This window comes from Robertmurraya massiliosenegalensis JC6 (assembly GCF_000311725.1).
Classification (GTDB): domain Bacteria; phylum Bacillota; class Bacilli; order Bacillales; family Cytobacillaceae; genus Robertmurraya; species Robertmurraya massiliosenegalensis.
The window spans coordinates 283,372-303,683 of record NZ_HE978513.1 but is presented as its reverse complement, the minus strand read 5'-3'; the positions used below and the strand labels follow the sequence as shown (position 1 = coordinate 303,683).

Genomic DNA, 20,312 nt, shown 5'->3' with positions numbered 1-20,312 from the left:
GTTAGTGTTTAATTAAATTGGGATTGATTCAATGTGTCCGAGTATAGTAGGAGTGAACGATATGAACAAAGAAGAAAGACTAGATAGACAATCGAAGATTCGTAATTTCTCCATTATCGCTCATATCGACCATGGAAAGTCGACATTGGCAGATAGAATTTTAGAGAAAACGAATGCTTTAACTGCTCGTGAAATGAAGGACCAGCTCCTCGATTCAATGGATCTAGAGAGAGAACGTGGAATAACGATTAAATTAAACTCAGTTCAGTTAAAATACAAAGCAAAAGACGGAGAAATTTATACGTTTCATTTAATCGACACACCTGGGCATGTCGATTTTACTTATGAAGTATCCCGTAGTTTGGCTGCATGTGAAGGTGCGGTGCTCGTGGTTGATGCAGCACAGGGAATTGAGGCTCAAACATTAGCGAATGTTTATTTAGCGCTAGATAATGATCTGGAGATTGTTCCAGTTATTAATAAAATCGATCTTCCAAGTGCGGATCCAGAACGTGTTCGCAACGAGATTGAAGAGGTAATTGGTCTCGATGCATCAGAAGCCGTATTAGCAAGTGCGAAAGCGGGAATTGGAATCGAAGAGATTTTAGAACAAATAGTCGAAAAGGTTCCAGCTCCTGTTGGAGACCCGGAAGCTCCTTTAAAGGCTCTTATTTTTGACTCTTTATATGATGCATACCGTGGTGTTGTTGCTTATATCCGTGTCGTAGAAGGTACCGTTAAAGCTGGTGATAAAATCAGAATGATGGCTACAGGCAAGGAATTCGAAGTAACAGAAGTAGGGGTGTTCACACCTAAGGCTGTTCTAACAGAAGAATTGTCAGTTGGAGACGTAGGATTCTTAACGGCCGCAATTAAAAATGTTGGAGACACGCGCGTCGGAGATACAATTACAAATGCTAAAAATGGAGCAACGGAAGCATTACCAGGTTATCGTAAGTTAAATCCAATGGTGTATTGTGGTCTCTATCCGATCGATAGTGCGAAATTTAACGATTTACGAGAAGCGCTAGAAAAACTTGAATTGAATGATTCTGCTCTGCAATTTGAACCAGAAACTTCACAAGCGTTAGGCTTTGGTTTCCGTTGTGGATTTCTCGGGTTACTCCATATGGAAATTATCCAAGAACGAATTGAAAGAGAATTTAAGATTGACTTAATTACAACTGCACCAAGTGTTATTTATGACGTTATTTTAACAGACGGCTCGCAATTGAAGATAGACAACCCTTCTGATATGCCAGACCCACAGAAGATTGAACGGATTGAAGAACCATATGTAAAAGCGACAATGATGGCTCCGAATGATTATGTTGGCGCAATCATGGAATTATGCCAAGAAAAACGAGGCAATTTTATCGATATGCAATACATGGATGAAACACGAGTGAGTATCGTTTATGAAGTGCCGTTATCCGAGATCGTCTATGATTTCTTCGATCAGTTGAAATCTAGTACGAAAGGATATGCGTCTTTTGATTACGAGCTTATTGGTTATAAAACATCTAAGCTGATGAAGATGGATATCCTTTTAAATGCAGAGAAAGTGGATGCTCTGAGCTTTATTGTTCACAACGACTTTGCCTATGAGCGTGGTAAAATCATTGTTGAAAAATTAAAGGAATTAATTCCGAGACAGCAATTCGAGGTTCCGATCCAAGCGGCTATTGGACAAAAAATTGTTGCCCGTTCAACAATCAAGGCGATGCGTAAAAACGTCTTAGCTAAATGTTACGGTGGAGACATTTCCCGTAAACGAAAACTGCTTGAAAAGCAAAAAGAAGGTAAAAAGCGGATGAAGCAAGTTGGGTCAGTCGAAGTACCGCAAGAAGCCTTCATGGCCGTATTGAAAATGGACGACAGTCAGAAGAAATAGATGCTCTGTCTAGTATTACGAATGAAAGAGGGGTTAGATTGTCTTGTTACGACAAGAACACTAACCTCTCTTTCATATTTATAAAAACGAGGTTGTGATTTTTTGAGTAAAGCGGCATATATCCATATCCCTTTTTGCGAACATATTTGCCACTACTGTGACTTTAATAAAGTTTTTTTACAAGGACAACCAGTCGATCAGTATATAGGTTTTATGAAAAAAGAGATGGAGTTAACGATACAAGAGGCGCCAACATCCCATCTACGTTCGATTTTTGTTGGCGGGGGAACACCTACTGCTTTGAACGAACAACAGCTTGAAACTTTGTGCCAAGGGATCCGTGATATTCTCTCTTTTAATTCCGAAACGGAATTTACGTTTGAAGCAAATCCAGGAGATTTATCGAAGGAAAAACTGCAAATTCTATATGATGCAGGGGTTAATCGCCTTAGCTTTGGCGTGCAAACATTTAATGATGAGCTTCTAGAAAGAATTGGCCGGGTCCATCGGGCGAAAGATGTATTTAAATCGATCGAGCATGCTAAGCAGGCAGGGTTTAAAAACATCAGTGTTGATCTCATCTATAGCTTACCTGGGCAAACTTTAGCAGATTTTAAGGAAACGTTACATACCTCTTTTTCATTAGACATTCAGCATTATTCGGGATATTCGTTAATTATTGAACCGAAAACCGTATTTTATAATCTAATGAGAAAAGGGCGTCTTCCTTTACCAGGTGAAGATACAGAGGCTGCGATGTATGAGGAATTAATGGAACAGATGGATAAGCATGGGTATCATCAATATGAAATCAGTAATTTCGCCCTCCCCGGGTACGAAAGTCAGCATAATTTAACTTATTGGAACAATGATGAATATTATGGCTTTGGTGCTGGTGCTCACTCCTATGTTAACGGGAGGAGACGCTCGAATTACGGTCCATTGAAAAAGTATATGGACCCTCTAAAACAAGGGCAATTTCCTACATTAGAGGAAACGAAACCGACAAAAGCGGAGAAAATGGAAGAAGAAATGTTCCTCGGGTTAAGAAAGAATGAAGGAGTTTCGATTCCAAGGTTTATTAAGCGATACGAGGTATCTCCTTTAGATTTATTTGCCAATGAAATGGCTGTTTTAACAGAAAAGAAATTAATTATAGTGGAAAATAATTTTATAAGATTGACTAAGAAGGGGAGATTTCTCGGTAACGAGGTTTTTCAATCATTTTTAGGTGTTGCGCAAGGGTAAGTTTCAGGATGAAAGAAGGATGGAATAAAAAATCCTAAATGATTGACACGATCCCCTTATATTTGATAATTTAATATTAGATTTAGCACTCGATATAAAGGAGTGCTAACAGAGGTGATATATCGTGTTAACAGATCGTCAATTGCTAATTTTCCAAGTGATTGTTAATGATTTTATTCGGTCTGCTCAACCAGTAGGTTCGAGAAGCTTGTCGAAGAAGGAAGAAATTCAATTTAGTTCGGCTACAATTCGAAACGAGATGGCAGATTTAGAAGAACTCGGTTTTCTGGAAAAAACACACACCTCATCGGGTAGAATTCCATCCGAGAAAGGGTACAGATTTTACGTAGATCATTTACTATCACCACAAAAACTTGAGACAAAAGAAGTGAACTCTGTACGTTCGATTTTCGCAGAAAGAATATACGAACTGGAGAAAATAGTACAAAGATCTGCACAAATTTTATCAGAGTTAACAAACTATACCGCTATCGTTCTAGGTCCTGCAGTTAGGGAGAACAAACTAAAAAAAATCCAAATTGTTCCTTTGAATGACGAAACAGCGATCGCTATTATCGTCACAGATACGGGGCATGTGGAGAATAAAATGTTTCATCTTCCTGCTGGAATTGACTCAGGTGATATTGAAAAGCTTGTGAATATCTTGAATGATCGTCTTACAGGTGTCCCGCTAGAAGAATTAAATGGAAAGATCTATAAGGAAGTGGCTCTTGTTTTACGGCAGCATATCCGTAGCTATGATTCCATGTTTACTTCATTAGTAGAGACCTTGAAAATACCTGCAAGTGAAAAGCTGTTTTTTGGCGGGAAAACGAATATGCTCAGTCAGCCTGAATTTCATGATATTAGTAAAGTGAAAAATTTGCTGACGATGATTGAGCATGAGGAAGATATGTATGATATCCTCCGCAGAAATCCAACTGGTATCCATGTGAAAATTGGGAAGGAAAATGGCAATTCAGCAATGGATGATTGTAGTTTAATTACAGCTACTTATTCAATGGGAACAGAGCAGTTAGGTACGATCGCCATTTTAGGGCCAACTCGCATGGAGTACTCAAGGGTTATAAGCTTATTGAAATTTTTTAGTAACGATCTATCTTCAGTGCTAACAAAACTGTATCAAAGTAAGTAGCGCTGGAAATATTGATAAAGGGTGGAATGACGTTAATTCCATCCCTTTCCTTGCGTATTGATCATCTTATTTTTGATAGGTGATAAAGGACTGACAACAGCGACTAACTTAGTCGGTGCTTACTTTAAGGGAGGTGAAAACGTTGGCTGAGGAAAAAAACACACTGGAAGAAGAAGCAGTGTCTACCAACGAAGAACAAGCAGTACAAGAAGAAATTGAACCTATTTTTGCTGAAGAAAAAGAAGAAATAGTGGAAGAACCTTCATCTGCTGAAGAAGATAAACTTTCGATGCTGGAAGAACAGGTTGCAGCACTTCAAAAAGAGCTAGAAGAAAAAGAAAATCGCTATCTTCGATTGCAAGCTGATTTTGATAATTCTCGCCGTCGAGCTAAATTGGATTATGAAGCGGCGCAAAAATATAGAGCACAAAGTTTAATTTCAGATATTTTACCGGTATTAGATAACTTTGAACGTGCTTTAAACGTTGAGACAGATAACGAGCAAACCAAATCCTTACTTCAAGGAATGGACATGATTTATCGTAGCCTTGTGGATGCATTAAAGAAAGAAGGCGTTGAAGCGATAGAATCGAAGGGGAAGGAATTTGATCCGAATTTCCACCAAGCTGTTATGCAGGTTGAGGAAGAAGGATTTGCCTCGAACGTAGTCGTGGAAGAGTTCCAAAAAGGATATGTTCTAAAAGATCGCGTCATACGTCCAGCAATGGTTAAGGTGAATCAATAAGTTACTAGACAAAAATGATTACATACTAAATTTGGGAGGCTATTAACATGAGCAAAATTATTGGTATCGACTTAGGAACAACGAACTCCTGTGTAGCAGTTCTTGAAGGTGGAGAACCAAAAGTAATTCCTAATCCAGAAGGAAACCGTACAACTCCATCTGTTGTTGCATTTAAAAATGGTGAGCGTCAAGTTGGGGAAGTAGCGAAGCGTCAAGCAATTACAAATCCTAATACGATTCTATCAATCAAGCGTCATATGGGAACTTCTCATAAAGAAACAATTGATGGAAAAGAGTATACACCACAAGAAATTTCAGCCATCATTTTACAACATTTGAAAGCTTATGCTGAAGATTATTTAGGTGAAACAGTGACAAAAGCAGTTATCACTGTACCAGCTTATTTCAATGATGCAGAGCGTCAAGCGACAAAAGATGCAGGAAAAATCGCTGGGCTTGAAGTAGAGCGTATCATTAACGAGCCTACTGCTGCTGCTCTTGCTTATGGTTTGGATAAAATGGAAGAAGACCAAACCATCCTAGTATATGACCTTGGTGGTGGTACATTCGACGTATCGGTCCTAGAATTAGGAGACGGTGTATTTGAAGTTAAATCTACTGCTGGTGATAACCGTCTAGGTGGAGATGACTTTGACCAAGTTATCATTGATTACTTAGTAGCAGAATTCAAAAAAGAAAATGGAATTGACCTTTCTAAAGATAAAATGGCGATGCAACGTTTGAAAGATGCAGCTGAAAAAGCGAAGAAGGATCTATCAGGCGTTACGTCAACACAAATTTCTTTACCATTCATTACAGCCGGAGAAGCAGGACCACTTCATTTAGAAGTTACACTATCACGTGCTAAATTTGATGAACTTTCTTCAAGCCTTGTGGAAAGAACAATGGGACCTGTTCGTCAAGCATTACAAGATGCTGGTTTATCTTCTTCAGAACTTGATAAAGTGATCTTGGTTGGTGGATCAACTCGTATTCCAGCAGTACAAGAAGCAATTAAGAAAGCAACAGGAAAAGAACCGCATAGAGGAGTTAACCCAGATGAAGTAGTAGCAATGGGTGCGGCTGTTCAAGGTGGAGTTATTACAGGTGATGTGAAGGATGTTGTTTTACTAGACGTAACACCTCTATCACTTGGTATTGAAACAATGGGTAGCGTATTTACGAAGTTAATCGAGCGCAACACGACGATTCCTACTTCAAAGTCACAAGTATTCTCTACAGCTGCTGATAATCAAACTGCGGTTGACATCCATGTTCTTCAAGGTGAGCGTCCGATGGCTGCTGATAACAAAACACTAGGTCGTTTCCAATTGACAGATATTCCACCAGCTCCACGTGGAATTCCACAAATTGAAGTTTCATTTGATATCGATAAAAACGGTATTGTGAACGTACGTGCGAAGGATCTTGGCACAAATAAAGAGCAAGCGATCACAATTAAATCATCTACTGGATTATCAGATGAAGAAATCGATAAAATGATTAAAGAGGCTGAAGCAAATGCTGAAGCGGATGAAAAACGTAAGCAAGAAGTAGAACTACGTAATGAAGCAGATCAGCTTGTCTTCCAAACGGATAAGACATTGAAGGATTTAGAAGGTAAAGTGGATGCAGAAGAAGTTGCAAAAGCAACAGAAGCAAAGGATGCACTTAAGGCTGCCATTGAGAAAAATGACCTTGACGAAATCCGTGCTAAGAAAGATGCTTTACAAGAAATCGTTCAAAACCTATCTGTTAAGCTTTACGAAGAAGCTGCCAAACAAGCACAAGCGGCTGGGGGAGCTGAAGGAGAAGCAGGAGCTGCTCCAAAAGACGACAACGTCGTAGACGCAGAATTCGAAGAAATCAAAGACGATAAGTAGAAAAGCGGATGCGGCTCGATCAGACCCGACAAGCGCTGGAAGGCCAGAAGTGGAAGTCGTCCTTTGACTTCCGCAGCTGGACTGAAGCGACTCGAGGGTCTAGCCGCAGGAGCTGGACAAAGAAAAGCGGAGAGCGCTCGTTCATCGGCGACAAGCACAAGACGAGGCGGCATGGTGGTTGTACTTTAACCACCTTGACGGATTGGCTTGTGACCTCGAGCCGATAGCGCTCGGAGCTGGACAAAGAAAAGCGGATGCGGCTTGATCAGACCCGACAAGCGCTGGAAGGCCAGAAGTGGAAGTCGTCCTTTGACTTCCGCAGCTGGACTGAAGCGACTCGAGGGTCTAGCCGCAGGAGCTGGACAAAGAAAAGCGGAGAGCGCTCGTCCATCGGCGACAAGCACAAGACGAGGCGCTGAAGTGAGACAATAAATAGTTGATTAGAATATAGAGAAGTCAAAGTCACAGTATTTATGGCTTTGGCTTTTTCTATGTAGGTACGAATATATTTGCACTTGCAATCAAATGAGTGTTAAAATAACCTTTATGCGAATGGATTCGGGGAGTGGTAAGGTTGAGTAAAAGAGACTATTATGAGGTTTTAGGAGTAAGCAAGTCAGCTTCTAAAGACGAAATTAAAAAAGCATATCGAAAACTATCGAAAAAATATCATCCAGATATTAATAAAGAAGCGGATGCGGATGAGAAATTTAAAGAAGTTAAAGAAGCATACGAAGTATTAAGTGATGACGCTAAGCGCTCTCAATATGATCAATTTGGTCACACTGATCCAAACCAAGGATTTGGTGGAGGTGGCTTTGGCGGAGGCGGTTTCGGTGGCTTTGAAGATATATTTGAAACGTTCTTTGGTGGAGGCGGTACTAGACGTCGAGACCCGAATGCTCCTAGACAAGGTGCCGATCTCCAATATACGATGACTCTTTCCTTTGAAGATGCCATTTTTGGAAAAGAGACGGATATTGAAATTCCTCGAGAGGAAACTTGTGAAACTTGTAACGGAAGTGGCGCAAAGGCAGGTACAAAGGCTGAGACATGTAGCCATTGTCATGGTAGTGGTCAATTAAATGTAGAGCAAAATACGCCTTTCGGTCGAATCGTTAACCGTAGAGTTTGTAACTATTGTAATGGAACTGGAAAGGAAATTAAGCATAAGTGTTCAACTTGTGGTGGCACAGGTAAGGTGAAAAAACGCCGCAAGATTCATGTCAAAATTCCTGCTGGTATTGATGATGGTCAACAATTAAGAGTCTCAGGTCAAGGTGAACCTGGTGTTAATGGTGGGCCAGCTGGGGATCTATATGTTGTCTTCCATGTGCGTTCACATGAATTTTTTGAACGTGATGAAGATGATATTTACTGTGAGATGCCAATCACATTTGTCCAAGCAACGCTAGGGGATGAGATAGAAGTACCAACAGTTCATGGAAAAGTAAAGCTTAAGATTCCTGCAGGTACACAAACAGGCACTAAATTCCGTTTACGTGGCAAAGGTGTTCCAAATGTGAGAGGTTATGGTGTCGGAGATCAGCATGTCATAATGCGGATTGTAACGCCAACTAAGCTGACTGAAAAGCAAAAGCAACTTCTACAGGAATTTGCCGAAGTAAGTGGAAAAGTACCACAAGGGGATCAGGAAGAAGGTTTCTTTTCGAAGGTAAAAAGAGCATTCAAAGGTGAGTAACGTCAGAACGAAGTAAGTCTAGCATTCAATAAAATGTAGGTTATATAGAAACGGAGTTGGTAGAATGAAGTGGTCTGAAATTGCCATTCATACAACAAATGAGGCGGTAGAACCGATCTCAAATATTTTACATGAAGCAGGTGCCTCTGGGGTTGTCATTGAGGACCCTTTTGAGCTTGAGAAGGAGAGGGAAGACCGCTTCGGTGAAATCTACCAACTGAATCCGGACGATTATCCTGAAGAAGGAGTAATTGTAAAAGCCTATTTACCAGTTAATAGCTTCTTAGGAGAAACCGTTGAAGAAATAAAAGAAGCGATTAATGGATTAATCCTTCATAATATCGACATCGGCAAGAATACTGTTACCATTAGTGAAGTCAATGAAGAAGAATGGGCGACAGCCTGGAAAAAATACTATCATCCTGTAAAGATCTCAGAAAAATTCACGATCGTTCCAACCTGGGAGGAGTACACACCTGTTCATAGTGATGAACTCATTATCGAATTAGATCCAGGCATGGCCTTTGGTACGGGTACTCATCCAACAACGGTAATGTGCATCCAAGCCCTAGAGAGAACCGTAAAAGAGGGGGACCATGTGGTCGATGTAGGAACGGGTTCTGGCGTCTTAAGTATTGCTGCTGGATTATTAGGTGCGGAACGCATTCAAGCATTAGATTTGGATGAAGTTGCTGTTCATTCAGCTCGAATTAATATTAAGCTGAATAAGGTTCATCAACGTGCTACTGTTTCTCAAAATAATTTGCTTGATGGAATCGAAGGTCCCGTAGATGTCGTAGTCGCCAATATTCTTGCAGAAGTCATCGTCCGCTTTACCGATGATGCGGCACGCATTGTGAAACAAGGTGGACACTTTATTACGTCTGGTATCATTCTTCAAAAAAAGCAAGAAGTAAAGGATGCCATTGTGAAGTCAGGATTTGAAATTGTCGAAACGATTCAAATGGAAGACTGGGTTGCTTTTATCGCAAAAAAGAGATAATTCAAGAGGTGTAAAGATGCAACGATATTTTGTGAGGAATTTCAACGATGATCGTTTCTATATTTCTGAAGACGATCGCCATCATATTGTGAAGGTGATGCGGCTACAGGTGGATGATGAAATCTATTGTGCGAACGCTGGCAAAAGTGCTCGCTGTCGAATAGAAGAAATTACCGATCAACAAGTCGTTGCAAAAGTTGTAAAATGGGAAGAAGCTTCTGTTGAAATGCCAGTACAGGTGGCGATAGCGAGCGGTCTGCCCAAAGGGGATAAACTAGAGTGGATTATCCAAAAAGGGACGGAATTAGGAGCTGCTACGTTTATCCCTTTTACGGCATCTCGCTCCATTGTGAAATGGGATGAGAAAAAAGCGTCGAAAAAGGTGGAGCGCTGGAATAAAATTGCAAAGGAAGCTGCTGAGCAATCTCATCGTCATGAATTGCCAGAAGTCCATCCACCAGTAACGATAAAAAAACTGGTCGAATTAAGCAAAAGCTATCATTATAAATTAGTGGCGTTTGAAGAAGATGCCAAGCAAGGTGAAGCATCTGTTCTTTATTCCATTTTAAAAAAGCTTCAAGAGGGCGAATCCATCCTCTTCGTTTTTGGACCGGAGGGTGGACTAACAGATGAGGAAGTTCTTCTTTTAAAAGAAGAGGGATTCCTTTCTTGTGGTTTAGGTCCAAGAATTTTAAGAACAGAAACAGCCCCATTATATGCACTAACGGCTGTTTCCTATCAAACAGAATTAACGAGGTGAAGATAAATGGCATCAGTTGCCTTTCATACATTAGGCTGTAAGGTCAATCATTATGAAACAGAAGCCATTTGGCAATTGTTTAAAGAGCAAGGATACGAGCGGACTGACTTTGAATCTACATCTGACGTTTATGTTATCAATACTTGCACGGTGACAAATACAGGTGATAAAAAAAGCCGCCAGGTAATTAGAAGAGCGATTAGAAAAAATCCTGATGCCGTTATTTGTGTCACAGGGTGTTACGCACAAACATCACCAGCGGAAATTATGGCGATCCCTGGGGTTGATATTGTAGTTGGAACTCAAGATCGTGTGAAAATGCTCGAATACATCGAGCAATTTAAAGAAGAGCGTCAACCAATTAATGGTGTCGGCAATATCATGAAAAACCGTGTCTATGAAGAACTAGATGTACCTGCATTTACAGATAGAACGAGAGCTTCATTAAAAATTCAAGAAGGCTGTAACAACTTCTGTACTTTTTGTATCATTCCTTGGGCAAGAGGTCTTATGAGATCACGGGATCCACAAGAAGTCATTCGCCAAGCACAACAGTTAGTTGATGCAGGCTATCAAGAGATTGTCTTAACAGGTATTCATACAGGTGGATATGGAGAAGACATGAAGGATTACAATCTTGCGAGTCTTTTAAGAGACCTGGAGGCACAAGTAAAAGGGTTGAAGCGCCTACGCATTTCTTCGATTGAGGCGAGCCAAATTACAGATGAAGTCATTGAAGTCATTGACCACTCAAACATTATCGTTAGACATTTGCATATTCCGATTCAATCTGGTTCAAACACAGTATTAAAAAGAATGCGTCGTAAATATACGATGGAATTCTTTGCTGAAAGATTAGAACGCTTAAAGGAAGTTCTTCCTGGTCTTGCGGTTACATCTGATGTCATCGTTGGTTTCCCTGGCGAAACAGAAGAAGAATTTATGGAGACGTACAATTTCATTAAAAAGCATCAATTTTCAGAGCTGCATGTATTCCCGTACTCTAAGAGAACAGGAACGCCAGCAGCGAGAATGGATGACCAAGTCGATGAAGATGTGAAGAATGAAAGAGTTCATCGTCTGATTGCACTTTCTGATCAATTGGCAAAAGAGTATGCTTCTCAATTTGAAGATGAAGTGCTTGAAGTAATCCCAGAAGAAGAATTTAAAGATGAACCAACGAATGGAATGTTTGTAGGTTATACAGATAACTATTTGAAAGTAGTCTTTAAAGGTACTGAAGACATGATTGGAAAAATTGTTAAAGTGAAGATTCAAAAGGCTGGTTATCCATATAACGAAGGACAATTTGTTCGTGTTTTAGACGATATGGATGTTCAAGAAGCAGCTGTATAAAAGAAGGGACTGTACATGATGTGCAGTCCTTTTGCATTTAGTAAAAGTCTGAGATTATTTTTTCGAAAATGACAAAAAATAACCTCGAAAAAGAGAAGTTTGAATGATATGATGGTAGAGGTACGTACAACTTAATGTGAAATTGGAAGGGGCATGACAAAATGGAACAAACAATTGCCAAATATATTGATCATACATTATTGAAAGCGGATGCTAAGGAAGAACAAATTGAACGTCTTTGCTTAGAAGCGAAAGAATACGGATTTGCTTCTGTATGTGTGAACCCAACATGGGTTCGCTACGCAAGTGCGATACTTGAAGAAACAGATGTTAAGGTATGTACAGTAATAGGCTTTCCATTAGGAGCGACAACTTCAGAAACAAAAGCATTTGAAACGAAAAATGCAATTGAAAATGGTGCCACAGAAGTAGACATGGTTATAAATATTGGAGCGTTGAAAAGCGGTGATCCTGATTTAGTGGAATCAGATATTCGTGCTGTTGTAGAGGCAGCTAAAGGAAAAGCTCTTACAAAAGTCATTATTGAAACTTCCCTTCTTACTGAGGAAGAAAAGATGACAGCATGTGAACTATCTGTCAAAGCGGGCGCAGATTTTGTGAAAACATCCACAGGGTTTTCAACAGGTGGAGCGACTGTAGAAGACATTCGCTTAATGAGAAAAGTGGTTGGACCAGAGATCGGAGTGAAAGCATCAGGTGGAGTACGAAATGCAGAAGATGCGAAAAGCATGATTGATGCTGGTGCAACAAGAATTGGTGCAAGCTCTGGGATTGCGATTGTGCAAGGATTAACTTCAGATTCTGATTATTAATAGAACGAAAAATGCCGGCCAAGAACCGGCATTTATTTATTTTCCATGAAGTTTCAGGACGAAATCGGCAAACTTATTGGCAAAAGATAGAACAATTAACGAAGAAACACAATTAAACACTAAACTAATATGAGCTAATTGAACGTCTGGTTCAGTGGCAAGACGTAAAGCAATTTGTGATAAATATGGAATAAATGGATAGAATGCGATAACGCCAATAAAATTCAACCAAATATGTGCGTAGGCACAGAGCTTCGCTTCCTTTCCACCACCGATACTGGCAAGAAAGGCTGTCATGCATGTGCCAATATTTGCTCCCAGCATGATGGCGATTCCAGCATCAATTCCAATTACATTGCTACTTAAAAAACCCATCGCAATTCCGGTAGTAGCTGTACTTGATTGAATGATCATCGTGATCAAAATCCCAACCATAACGCTGACAAATAGGTTGTTATTTAATAAAGTCGTGTACTCATTCATCCATGGCAATCGAGCAATTGGCGTGGCTAGAATCTCAAATCCGTTCATCGCTGTAAATATGAGGGCTAGTCCAAGTAAAACAAAGCCCATACTTTTGAGTACTGCTTTCTTCATAATAGCTAATATAGCTCCACAGATTGCAATTGGCACGATCGCAGAATCGATGTTAAACGTTATAAACTCGGTCGTAAAAGTTGTCCCAATATTCGTTCCTAAAATAATTCCAATCGATCTTTTAAATGTAAGCATTTTTGCAGAGATGAGGCCAATCGTCATAACCATGACAGCAGAGCTCGATTGCAGTATACCGGTGACAACTGTTCCAACGAGTAGTCCACTAATAGGAGTATTTGTTAGTTTGACTAGCCAAAATTTCAATGAAGAGGCAGAAGCATTAAACAATCCTGTTCTCAAAAAAGTCATTCCGACTAGAAATATTATAATAAATAAAATAAAGGCTAAAATATTTAGCAAACTAAATCACCCTTTCCATAAACTTTATGGCGTAAAGGAGACAAGCATGCATATAATTAAGGTAACGAAGTATTTATCTTGATACAAATCACAACAAAAAGCTACAGCAAATTTGTGACTGTAACCGAAAGGGTAGGGATCTTTAAGGAATGGGAGCGAGAATACTGTTGACCTTGCCCCGTCATTATATTATAATTGCAAAGTACATGGTTTCATGTAGTGTAAGTGTGTTGTGTTCGGAGGGAGGGAAAGAGAATGTCTAAAACTGTTGTTCGTAAAAACGAATCACTTGAAGATGCTCTTCGTCGTTTTAAGCGTACTGTATCTAAGTCAGGTACTATACAAGAAGCTAGAAAGCGTGAATTCTACGAAAAACCTAGCGTAAAACGTAAGAAAAAGTCTGAAGCTGCAAGAAAACGTAAGTGGTAAGAGAGGGTGCATTTATGAGTCTTCTCGAGCGTTTGAATCAGGATATGAAACAGGCGATGAAAAACAAAGAAAAAGACAAACTCTCATCTATTCGGATGATCAAGGCTTCTCTTCAAAATGAAGGGATTAAACTTGGTCGTCAATTATCCGAAGATGAAGAGCTAACAGTCCTTTCTCGTGAGGTAAAACAACGCAAGGATTCCCTCCATGAATTTGACAAAGCAGGCCGCGAGGACCTAGTTGAAAAAATTCGTACTGAATTACAGTATGTGGAAGAATATATGCCCCAACAGCTGTCTGAAGAAGAAATTTCTAACATTGTCCAAGAGACAGTAGCAGAAGTAGGTGCTACTTCAAAAGCTGACATGGGAAAAGTGATGGCTGCGATTATGCCGAAAGTAAAAGGCAAAGCAGATGGCTCACTCGTTAATAAACTTGTACAACAACACCTTTCATAAACGTATTAAAGACCGTAGGGCGTAAGCTCTATGGTCTTTTTACGTCTAGTGTTATAGCAAGGACGTCTCTTTTACAGTTAATTGTTTATGTATTTGTTGCAATTGTGGTAGAGTAAAAAAAGATATATAACGAAATTTGAAACCTTTTCATGGTCTCATTCGTATTCTTACTATCGCCATTTAATGAGAGGGGGGAATATTGTGAAAAGCCATTTGAGGATCAGAAGGGTCATTACGCTTCTTTCTTTTCTGGCAGCCCTCATCATCTTATCACTGCCTAACCATGGAAATGCTGATAATGATGTAGTGTACGTAGTACCTATTGAAAACTCTGTTGAAAAAGGCCTATCATCCTTCTTAAAACGGGGCGTAGAAACTGCGGAGAAGGAAAATGCAAAAGCAATAATATTTGAAATAAATACACCTGGTGGAGCGGTCGATGCAGCCGGTGAAATTGGGAAGTTATTTACGTCAACATCTTTAAAAACGGTCTCATTTATTAATAAAGATGCTTTATCTGCCGGTGCTTTCATTTCGTTAAATACAGATGAGATATACATGGTACCAGGAGCAACGATGGGTGCTGCAGCGATCATTGATTCAGAGGGGAATGCAGCTGATCAAAAGGCTCAATCTTATTGGCTGAGTGCCATGAAAGGCGCTGCTGAGCAAAACGGTCGTGATCCAATCTACGCATTAGCGATGGCAGACACAGAAGTAGACCTACCTGAGTTTGGTGCTCCGAAAGGAAAACTTCTTACACTTACATCTGATCAAGCGTTTGAGGTTGGATATTCAGAAGGTACGGTCGCCTCTATTGATGAAGTTTTGGTAAAGCTTGGCTATCCAAATGCAGAAGTCCGGACGGTTGATGAAAGTTTTGCTGAAAAATTGGCTAGATTTATAACGAATCCTATCGTGATCCCTATTTTACTCTCTATAGGGAGTTTGGGACTTGTTCTCGAATTATATTCACCTGGATTTGGGATCCCTGGATTTATGGGAATATCAGCTCTCTTACTGTTCTTTTATGGTCATTTAGTAGCTGGACTGGCCGGTTATGAGACATTGATATTATTCGTCCTCGGGGTAGGCCTCATTATCTTGGAGTTTTTCCTTCCCGGTGGAGTAGCAGGAATTATCGGGTTTATTTCCATCATGGCGAGCTTGTTCCTAGCCACTGACAATGTGGTTTATATGGGAATATCTTTACTAATCGCCATAGGAGTGTCGATTTTAGCTTCTATCTTAATGATAAAGGTGTTTGGTAAAAAGATGAAAATATTCAGGAAGATTGTTTTAAGAGACTCGACTAATACGGAAAGCGGTTATGTTTCGAATAGAACGAGATCGGAGCTTATCGGTGTTGTTGGAAAAACGTTAACAGCACTAAGGCCATCTGGTACTGTTCTTGTTGAAGATGAGCGTCTTGATGTTGTCAGTGAAGGGGCCTTTATTGAAAAAAATAAAATGGTTAAAATTGTGAAGGCAGAAGGAGCAAGAATTGTTGTACGAGAAATACCAAATTTAAATAAAGAATAGCTTTAAGGAGGAAATAATATGCCTATTGATGCACCAACTATATTTTTATTAGTGGCAATTGTATTAGGGATTATCCTAATTGCCGTATTACTTACATTTGTTCCAGTAATGCTGTGGATTTCAGCACTTGCAGCGGGAGTAAGAGTAAGTATCTTTACCCTTATTGGGATGAGATTACGAAGAGTTATTCCAAGTCGAGTCATTAATCCATTGATTAAAGCCCATAAAGCAGGAATAAACGTGACAACCAACCAACTAGAAAGTCACTATCTTGCTGGAGGTAATGTGGATAGAGTAGTAAATGCCCTCATTGCCGCACAAAGAGCGAATATTGAACTTTCTTTTGAACGATGTGCAGCGATTGATTTAGCTGGGCGTGATGTTCTTGAAGCGGTACAAATGAGTGTAAATCCGAAGGTTATTGAAACGCCATTTATTGCCGGTGTGGCGATGGACGGAATTGAAGTGAAAGCAAAAGCGAGAATCACCGTTCGTGCAAATATTGAGCGCCTCGTCGGGGGAGCTGGTGAAGAAACGGTTATTGCCCGTGTTGGTGAAGGGATTGTTTCGACAATTGGTTCCTCATCTAACCATAAGAAAGTGTTAGAAAACCCTGACATGATTTCTCAAACCGTTTTATCAAAAGGGTTAGATTCTGGAACAGCCTTTGAAATCCTCTCGATTGATATTGCGGATGTTGATATCGGTAAGAACATTGGTGCCGAGCTACAAACAGAGCAGGCGGAAGCAGATAAAAAGATTGCCCAAGCAAAAGCGGAAGAGCGTCGTGCAATGGCTGTTGCGCAAGAACAGGAAATGAAGGCACGTGTCGAAGAAATGAGAGCAAAAGTGGTTGAAGCAGAGGCAACTGTACCACTTGCAATGGCAGAGGCCCTTAAATCTGGAAACATTGGTGTTATGGATTATATGAATATCCAAAACATTTCTGCTGATACAGATATGAGGGATTCAATCGGTAAAATTACCGATGATGAAAAAGGGAAAAAGAACGACTAAATGATCTGTTTGAGTAAAATTGTGGCTCCTATATTAGGAAGGGAGGTAGCCTCTCTTGCAATTCTTATTAGATAACCCTTTTATAATTATTATTCTTCTAGGGATCCTTTCTTCCCTATTTAAGAAAAACAAAGAACAACCAACAAATAAGAGACCTACAAGGCAAGCTTCACCTACAAGTACTGAGAGTTCTCCGCCGTCAAATCCGATGGCAGAGATATTCAAAGAATTTATTGAAGTAGAAGAAGAGAAACCTGCCAAGCCTCTTTACAATGAATATATTGATACAAAGAAAGAGGCTGAAGCAAAAATTGCCGCTCTGAGAGAACAGCAGAAACAATATGCTGAAAGAGCAAACAGAATGAATACGCAAAGTCGAATGAATATAGAAACTAAGCCGATTATGGTTACTGAGACAACCAACAGCGGGAGAACGTTTAACGTGGAAGGCGAAAAGCTGGCAGACGCGATTATTTGGTCTGAAATTCTTGGCCCACCACGGGCAAAAAAGCCCCATCGTTCGATGAACTATCGCTCACGATAAAAAGAAGTGCTAGAACCCCCTTTCATCTCATAAATATGAGATGAAAGGGGGTTCTTTTTTTATGGCAAAAAAGTGGGGACATCAGGTGAAAAGCTGGATGACTAAGCATATGGAGCTTCCTCAGGATGTCATGATGGACCTACCCCGAATAACAATGATTGGTCAAATTCATATATACATTGAGAACCACCGGGGATTGATTGCATTTTCTGATAAGGAAATTAGATTGCTCTTAAAGCAAGGGCAATTATTAGTAAAGGGAAAGGCATTTGTCATCAAGACGATTCTTCCTGAAGAAATTCTTCTTGAAGGAAAAATCGATCAAGTCATCTTTGTGAAGGAGTAAGGCGTTAATAAGGAAAGGAAATCGTAAGGGGGTTTTCTTTCCTTTAAAAAGAAGTGCAGGAGGCAAAGAGATGAGGAATCAATGGCTTTATTTTTATTGGGGGATTGTCACCATTAAAGTAACAGGAAACGGTCTAGAGAGGTTTATAAATCGTTTAACGACAAACGGGATATTAATTTGGGATGTGAAAAAGCATGGTTACGAAATGGTGACCTTTAAAATGTCATTAAAGGATATTAAAAAATTGAAGCAAGTGGTAAAGAATTCTGGCTGTAAAGTGACGTTTTTAAAACGGACAGGCCTCCCGTTTTTAATTCGCCGCCTCTTTAAAAACAGTGGCTTCATGGCAGGTGTACTCATATTTTTCATGTGTCTTTTTATTTTGTCTAATATGATTTGGGGGATTGAAATTAAGGGCGCAGATCCAGCTACAGAGCATAAGATCAGAAAAGAGCTTGATGCCATTGGTGTGAAAAAAGGAAAGTTGCAATTTTTTGTGGAAGAGCCGGAAGGGATTCAGCGAGCAGTAATGAATGCGATTGAAGAGGTAACATGGGTTGGTGTGGAGTTACTAGGGACAACTTATCATCTTCAAGTGGTTGAAAAAAATGTACCGGAGGAGCCAGAGAAGCTTGGCCCTCAAAATCTTGTAGCGACAAAAAAAGCAGTAATCGTAGATATGTTTGTTGAGGAAGGGCAACCAAAGGTCGATGTCCACGATTATGTTAAACCGGGACAATTATTAGTTTCTGGTCAAATTGGGAAAGAAGGAAAGACAAAGTCTGTCTCAGCAAAGGGAGAAATTCTTGGTGAAACATGGTACAAGTCTGAAGTGGTATTACCATTAGAAAGCAATTTACAAGTATTTAATGGCAATGAAATAAGAAAATACTCTCTCCGAATTGCCGATTTTCCGATACCAATCTGGGGATTTAAGGATCACAACTTCAAAACTTTTGAAAAAGAAACGAAGGAAGATAAATTTAAGTTTTTAAAGTGGGAGCTGCCTATTGTCTATGTTCAAGATACATATCGTGAGAGTGAACAGGTTAAAAAACTCTATAAAAATGATGAGGCCATCGAGGTTGCAAAAGAAATGGCGAGAGCTGATATAAAAAATGAACTACCTGAGGATGCTATCATTAAGGGAGAAAATGTTTTGCGTCAAACAATTCAGAATGGTAAAGTATATTTAATAATGCATTTCCAAGTGAACGAGAATATTGCAAAATCATACCCCATCATTCAAGGAGAGTCGGAATGACAGAAGAATTTACAACGATTAGAGTACAATTAGAGAACCCGAATGAAGCTGTTTCTTTACTTGGTAACTCAGATGCAAATATCAAAATTTTAGAAGAAGAGTTAGCTGTATCTGTAGTAACTAGAGGGGAAACGGTTCTTGTATCTGGGAGTGAGGACAATGTTGAGCTTGTCTCACGCATCATTGAACAGCTGCTTTACGTATTTCGTAAGGGTATAAATATTTCGGGTCGAGATGTCATGTATGCCATTCAGATGGCAAAGAAAGGGCAACTCAACTATTTCAAGGATATTTATGAAGAAGAAATTACGAAGAATGCTAAAGGGAAATCAATCCGGGTTAAAACGCTTGGACAGCAATATTATATTTCAGCGATGAAGAAGAATGATCTTGTCTTTGGCATTGGTCCAGCAGGGACAGGTAAAACCTATTTAGCAGTAGTTATGGCCATTCATGCATTGAAAAATGGAAGTGTAAAGCGTATCATCCTCACTAGACCAGCAGTAGAAGCAGGGGAGAGTCTCGGCTTTTTACCAGGTGATTTAAAAGAAAAAGTAGACCCTTATTTAAGGCCATTATATGATGCTTTACATGATATTTTAGGGACAGAGCACACGGGTAGAATGATTGACAGAGGAACGATTGAAATTGCTCCATTGGCCTATATGCGGGGGAGAACATTAGAGGATGCTTTTGTCATTTTAGATGAAGCTCAAAATACGACTAAGGCACAAATGAAGATGTTTCTTACTCGTCTTGGTTTTGGATCAAAGATGGTGATTACCGGTGACAAAACGCAAATTGATCTACCAAAAGGCGTTCAATCAGGGCTAATTGAAGCAGAGAAAAGATTAAAGGATGTAAAAGGTATTGGCATTGTTCATCTTGAGCAAAGTGATGTTGTCAGACATCCATTAGTTGCCAAAATTATTCAAGCATATGATCATGAAACCCAAGAGCAGTAAGCCGTTTGGACCATCCAGACGGCTTTTTGCTGTACAAATTTAGAAAAATATAGGTGAAACTTGGAAGGAAACCTGTTATCATTTTCATAAGTGTACGCCATCTTTAGGACAAAAGGTCGTAATAAAAATACGGCTCTTTTCAACAACAGCGTAAAAGAAAGAACGACCGGTCATGTTTATTTTCATCGTCAATAACCATATACATATAAT

At 39.7% G+C, this 20,312-nt stretch carries 21 protein-coding genes; 20 read left to right on the top strand and 1 reads right to left on the bottom strand.

The genetic code is table 11. From position 1 onward, the window contains the following. Window positions 1-61 precede the first annotated feature (61 nt). From lepA to deoC, 12 genes are all read left to right on the top strand, one after another. Complete coding sequence (gene lepA / locus BMSHG_RS11370) at window positions 62-1,894, top strand: translation elongation factor 4 (protein WP_019154577.1); 1,833 nt, start codon at window positions 62-64, stop codon at window positions 1,892-1,894. A gap of 102 nt (window positions 1,895-1,996) precedes the next feature. Then, a complete protein-coding gene (gene hemW, locus BMSHG_RS11365; protein WP_019154576.1) occupies window positions 1,997-3,142 on the top strand; it encodes a radical SAM family heme chaperone HemW in 1,146 nt (381 codons plus the stop codon). A 124-nt stretch (window positions 3,143-3,266) separates the two neighbouring features. Further along, window positions 3,267-4,298 (top strand): heat-inducible transcriptional repressor HrcA, encoded by a 1,032-nt coding sequence (gene hrcA, locus BMSHG_RS11360; protein WP_019154575.1) that lies wholly within the window; start codon window positions 3,267-3,269, stop codon window positions 4,296-4,298. A 142-nt stretch (window positions 4,299-4,440) separates the two neighbouring features. Beyond that, a complete protein-coding gene (gene grpE, locus BMSHG_RS11355; RefSeq protein WP_019154574.1) occupies window positions 4,441-5,043 on the top strand; it encodes a nucleotide exchange factor GrpE in 603 nt (200 codons plus the stop codon). Between the two features lie 47 nt (window positions 5,044-5,090). Then, window positions 5,091-6,926 (top strand): molecular chaperone DnaK, encoded by a 1,836-nt coding sequence (dnaK, locus tag BMSHG_RS11350; RefSeq protein ID WP_019154573.1) that lies wholly within the window; start codon window positions 5,091-5,093, stop codon window positions 6,924-6,926. Between the two features lie 63 nt (window positions 6,927-6,989). Further along, complete coding sequence (locus tag BMSHG_RS29280) at window positions 6,990-7,115, top strand: hypothetical protein (RefSeq protein WP_019154572.1); 126 nt, start codon at window positions 6,990-6,992, stop codon at window positions 7,113-7,115. 72 nt (window positions 7,116-7,187) lie between these two features. After that, window positions 7,188-7,358 (top strand): hypothetical protein, encoded by a 171-nt coding sequence (locus tag BMSHG_RS28600; protein WP_154651051.1) that lies wholly within the window; start codon window positions 7,188-7,190, stop codon window positions 7,356-7,358. 142 nt (window positions 7,359-7,500) lie between these two features. Then, window positions 7,501-8,628, top strand: coding sequence for a molecular chaperone DnaJ (dnaJ, locus tag BMSHG_RS11335; protein WP_019154570.1), 1,128 nt, complete (start codon window positions 7,501-7,503; stop codon window positions 8,626-8,628). A gap of 64 nt (window positions 8,629-8,692) precedes the next feature. Next, window positions 8,693-9,631 (top strand): 50S ribosomal protein L11 methyltransferase, encoded by a 939-nt coding sequence (prmA, locus tag BMSHG_RS11330; RefSeq protein ID WP_019154569.1) that lies wholly within the window; start codon window positions 8,693-8,695, stop codon window positions 9,629-9,631. Window positions 9,632-9,647: 16 nt separating this feature from the next. Beyond that, a complete protein-coding gene (locus BMSHG_RS11325) occupies window positions 9,648-10,391 on the top strand; it encodes a 16S rRNA (uracil(1498)-N(3))-methyltransferase (protein WP_026073426.1) in 744 nt (247 codons plus the stop codon). 6 nt (window positions 10,392-10,397) lie between these two features. Beyond that, a complete protein-coding gene (gene mtaB / locus BMSHG_RS11320) occupies window positions 10,398-11,747 on the top strand; it encodes a tRNA (N(6)-L-threonylcarbamoyladenosine(37)-C(2))-methylthiotransferase MtaB (protein WP_019154567.1) in 1,350 nt (449 codons plus the stop codon). A gap of 161 nt (window positions 11,748-11,908) precedes the next feature. After that, window positions 11,909-12,580, top strand: a complete 672-nt coding sequence (gene deoC, locus BMSHG_RS11315) for a deoxyribose-phosphate aldolase (protein ID WP_019154566.1) — start codon at window positions 11,909-11,911, stop codon at window positions 12,578-12,580. Between the two features lie 36 nt (window positions 12,581-12,616). Here deoC and BMSHG_RS11310 read toward each other — a convergent pair whose 3' ends face one another. After that, window positions 12,617-13,537, bottom strand: coding sequence for a Na/Pi symporter (locus BMSHG_RS11310; RefSeq protein WP_019154565.1), 921 nt, complete (start codon window positions 13,535-13,537; stop codon window positions 12,617-12,619). A 255-nt stretch (window positions 13,538-13,792) separates the two neighbouring features. Here BMSHG_RS11310 and rpsU point away from each other — a divergent pair, with 255 nt between their 5' ends. The 8 genes from rpsU to BMSHG_RS11270 all read left to right on the top strand — a co-directional run bounded on the left by rpsU (window position 13,793) and on the right by BMSHG_RS11270 (window position 20,102). Beyond that, window positions 13,793-13,966 carry a 30S ribosomal protein S21 gene (gene rpsU / locus BMSHG_RS11305; RefSeq protein ID WP_019154564.1) on the top strand — a complete coding sequence of 58 codons (174 nt, stop codon included), beginning with the start codon at window positions 13,793-13,795 and terminating at the stop codon, window positions 13,964-13,966. A gap of 14 nt (window positions 13,967-13,980) precedes the next feature. Beyond that, a complete protein-coding gene (locus BMSHG_RS11300) occupies window positions 13,981-14,424 on the top strand; it encodes a GatB/YqeY domain-containing protein (protein WP_019154563.1) in 444 nt (147 codons plus the stop codon). Between the two features lie 183 nt (window positions 14,425-14,607). Then, a complete protein-coding gene (locus BMSHG_RS11295; RefSeq protein ID WP_083879345.1) occupies window positions 14,608-15,966 on the top strand; it encodes an NfeD family protein in 1,359 nt (452 codons plus the stop codon). An 18-nt stretch (window positions 15,967-15,984) separates the two neighbouring features. Beyond that, a complete protein-coding gene (gene floA / locus BMSHG_RS11290) occupies window positions 15,985-16,983 on the top strand; it encodes a flotillin-like protein FloA (RefSeq protein WP_019154561.1) in 999 nt (332 codons plus the stop codon). Window positions 16,984-17,038: 55 nt separating this feature from the next. Beyond that, a complete protein-coding gene (locus BMSHG_RS11285; protein WP_019154560.1) occupies window positions 17,039-17,527 on the top strand; it encodes a hypothetical protein in 489 nt (162 codons plus the stop codon). A 61-nt stretch (window positions 17,528-17,588) separates the two neighbouring features. Next, window positions 17,589-17,873, top strand: coding sequence for a sporulation protein YqfC (yqfC, locus tag BMSHG_RS11280; RefSeq protein ID WP_019154559.1), 285 nt, complete (start codon window positions 17,589-17,591; stop codon window positions 17,871-17,873). Between the two features lie 70 nt (window positions 17,874-17,943). Further along, on the top strand, window positions 17,944-19,137 hold the full coding sequence (gene yqfD, locus BMSHG_RS11275) for a sporulation protein YqfD (RefSeq protein ID WP_019154558.1): 1,194 nt from the start codon (window positions 17,944-17,946) through the stop codon (window positions 19,135-19,137). After that, window positions 19,134-20,102, top strand: coding sequence for a PhoH family protein (locus BMSHG_RS11270; RefSeq protein WP_019154557.1), 969 nt, complete (start codon window positions 19,134-19,136; stop codon window positions 20,100-20,102). The genes yqfD and BMSHG_RS11270 overlap by 4 nt, the downstream gene beginning before the upstream one ends. Window positions 20,103-20,312: the final 210 nt, after the last annotated feature.

Excerpts from the sequence above, each read along its gene's own strand:
- lepA (WP_019154577.1), top strand. The coding sequence starts at position 62 with ATGAACAAAGAAGAAAGACTAGATAGACAATCGAAGATTCGTAATTTC.
- dnaK (WP_019154573.1), top strand. The coding sequence starts at position 5,091 with ATGAGCAAAATTATTGGTATCGACTTAGGAACAACGAACTCCTGTGTA.
- prmA (WP_019154569.1), top strand. The coding sequence starts at position 8,693 with ATGAAGTGGTCTGAAATTGCCATTCATACAACAAATGAGGCGGTAGAA.
- BMSHG_RS11325 (WP_026073426.1), top strand. The coding sequence starts at position 9,648 with ATGCAACGATATTTTGTGAGGAATTTCAACGATGATCGTTTCTATATT.
- mtaB (WP_019154567.1), top strand. The coding sequence starts at position 10,398 with ATGGCATCAGTTGCCTTTCATACATTAGGCTGTAAGGTCAATCATTAT.
- deoC (WP_019154566.1), top strand. The coding sequence starts at position 11,909 with ATGGAACAAACAATTGCCAAATATATTGATCATACATTATTGAAAGCG.
- rpsU (WP_019154564.1), top strand. The coding sequence starts at position 13,793 with ATGTCTAAAACTGTTGTTCGTAAAAACGAATCACTTGAAGATGCTCTT.
- BMSHG_RS11300 (WP_019154563.1), top strand. The coding sequence starts at position 13,981 with ATGAGTCTTCTCGAGCGTTTGAATCAGGATATGAAACAGGCGATGAAA.
- BMSHG_RS11295 (WP_083879345.1), top strand. The coding sequence starts at position 14,608 with ATGAGAGGGGGGAATATTGTGAAAAGCCATTTGAGGATCAGAAGGGTC.
- floA (WP_019154561.1), top strand. The coding sequence starts at position 15,985 with ATGCCTATTGATGCACCAACTATATTTTTATTAGTGGCAATTGTATTA.
- yqfC (WP_019154559.1), top strand. The coding sequence starts at position 17,589 with ATGGCAAAAAAGTGGGGACATCAGGTGAAAAGCTGGATGACTAAGCAT.
- yqfD (WP_019154558.1), top strand. The coding sequence starts at position 17,944 with ATGAGGAATCAATGGCTTTATTTTTATTGGGGGATTGTCACCATTAAA.
- BMSHG_RS11270 (WP_019154557.1), top strand. The coding sequence starts at position 19,134 with ATGACAGAAGAATTTACAACGATTAGAGTACAATTAGAGAACCCGAAT.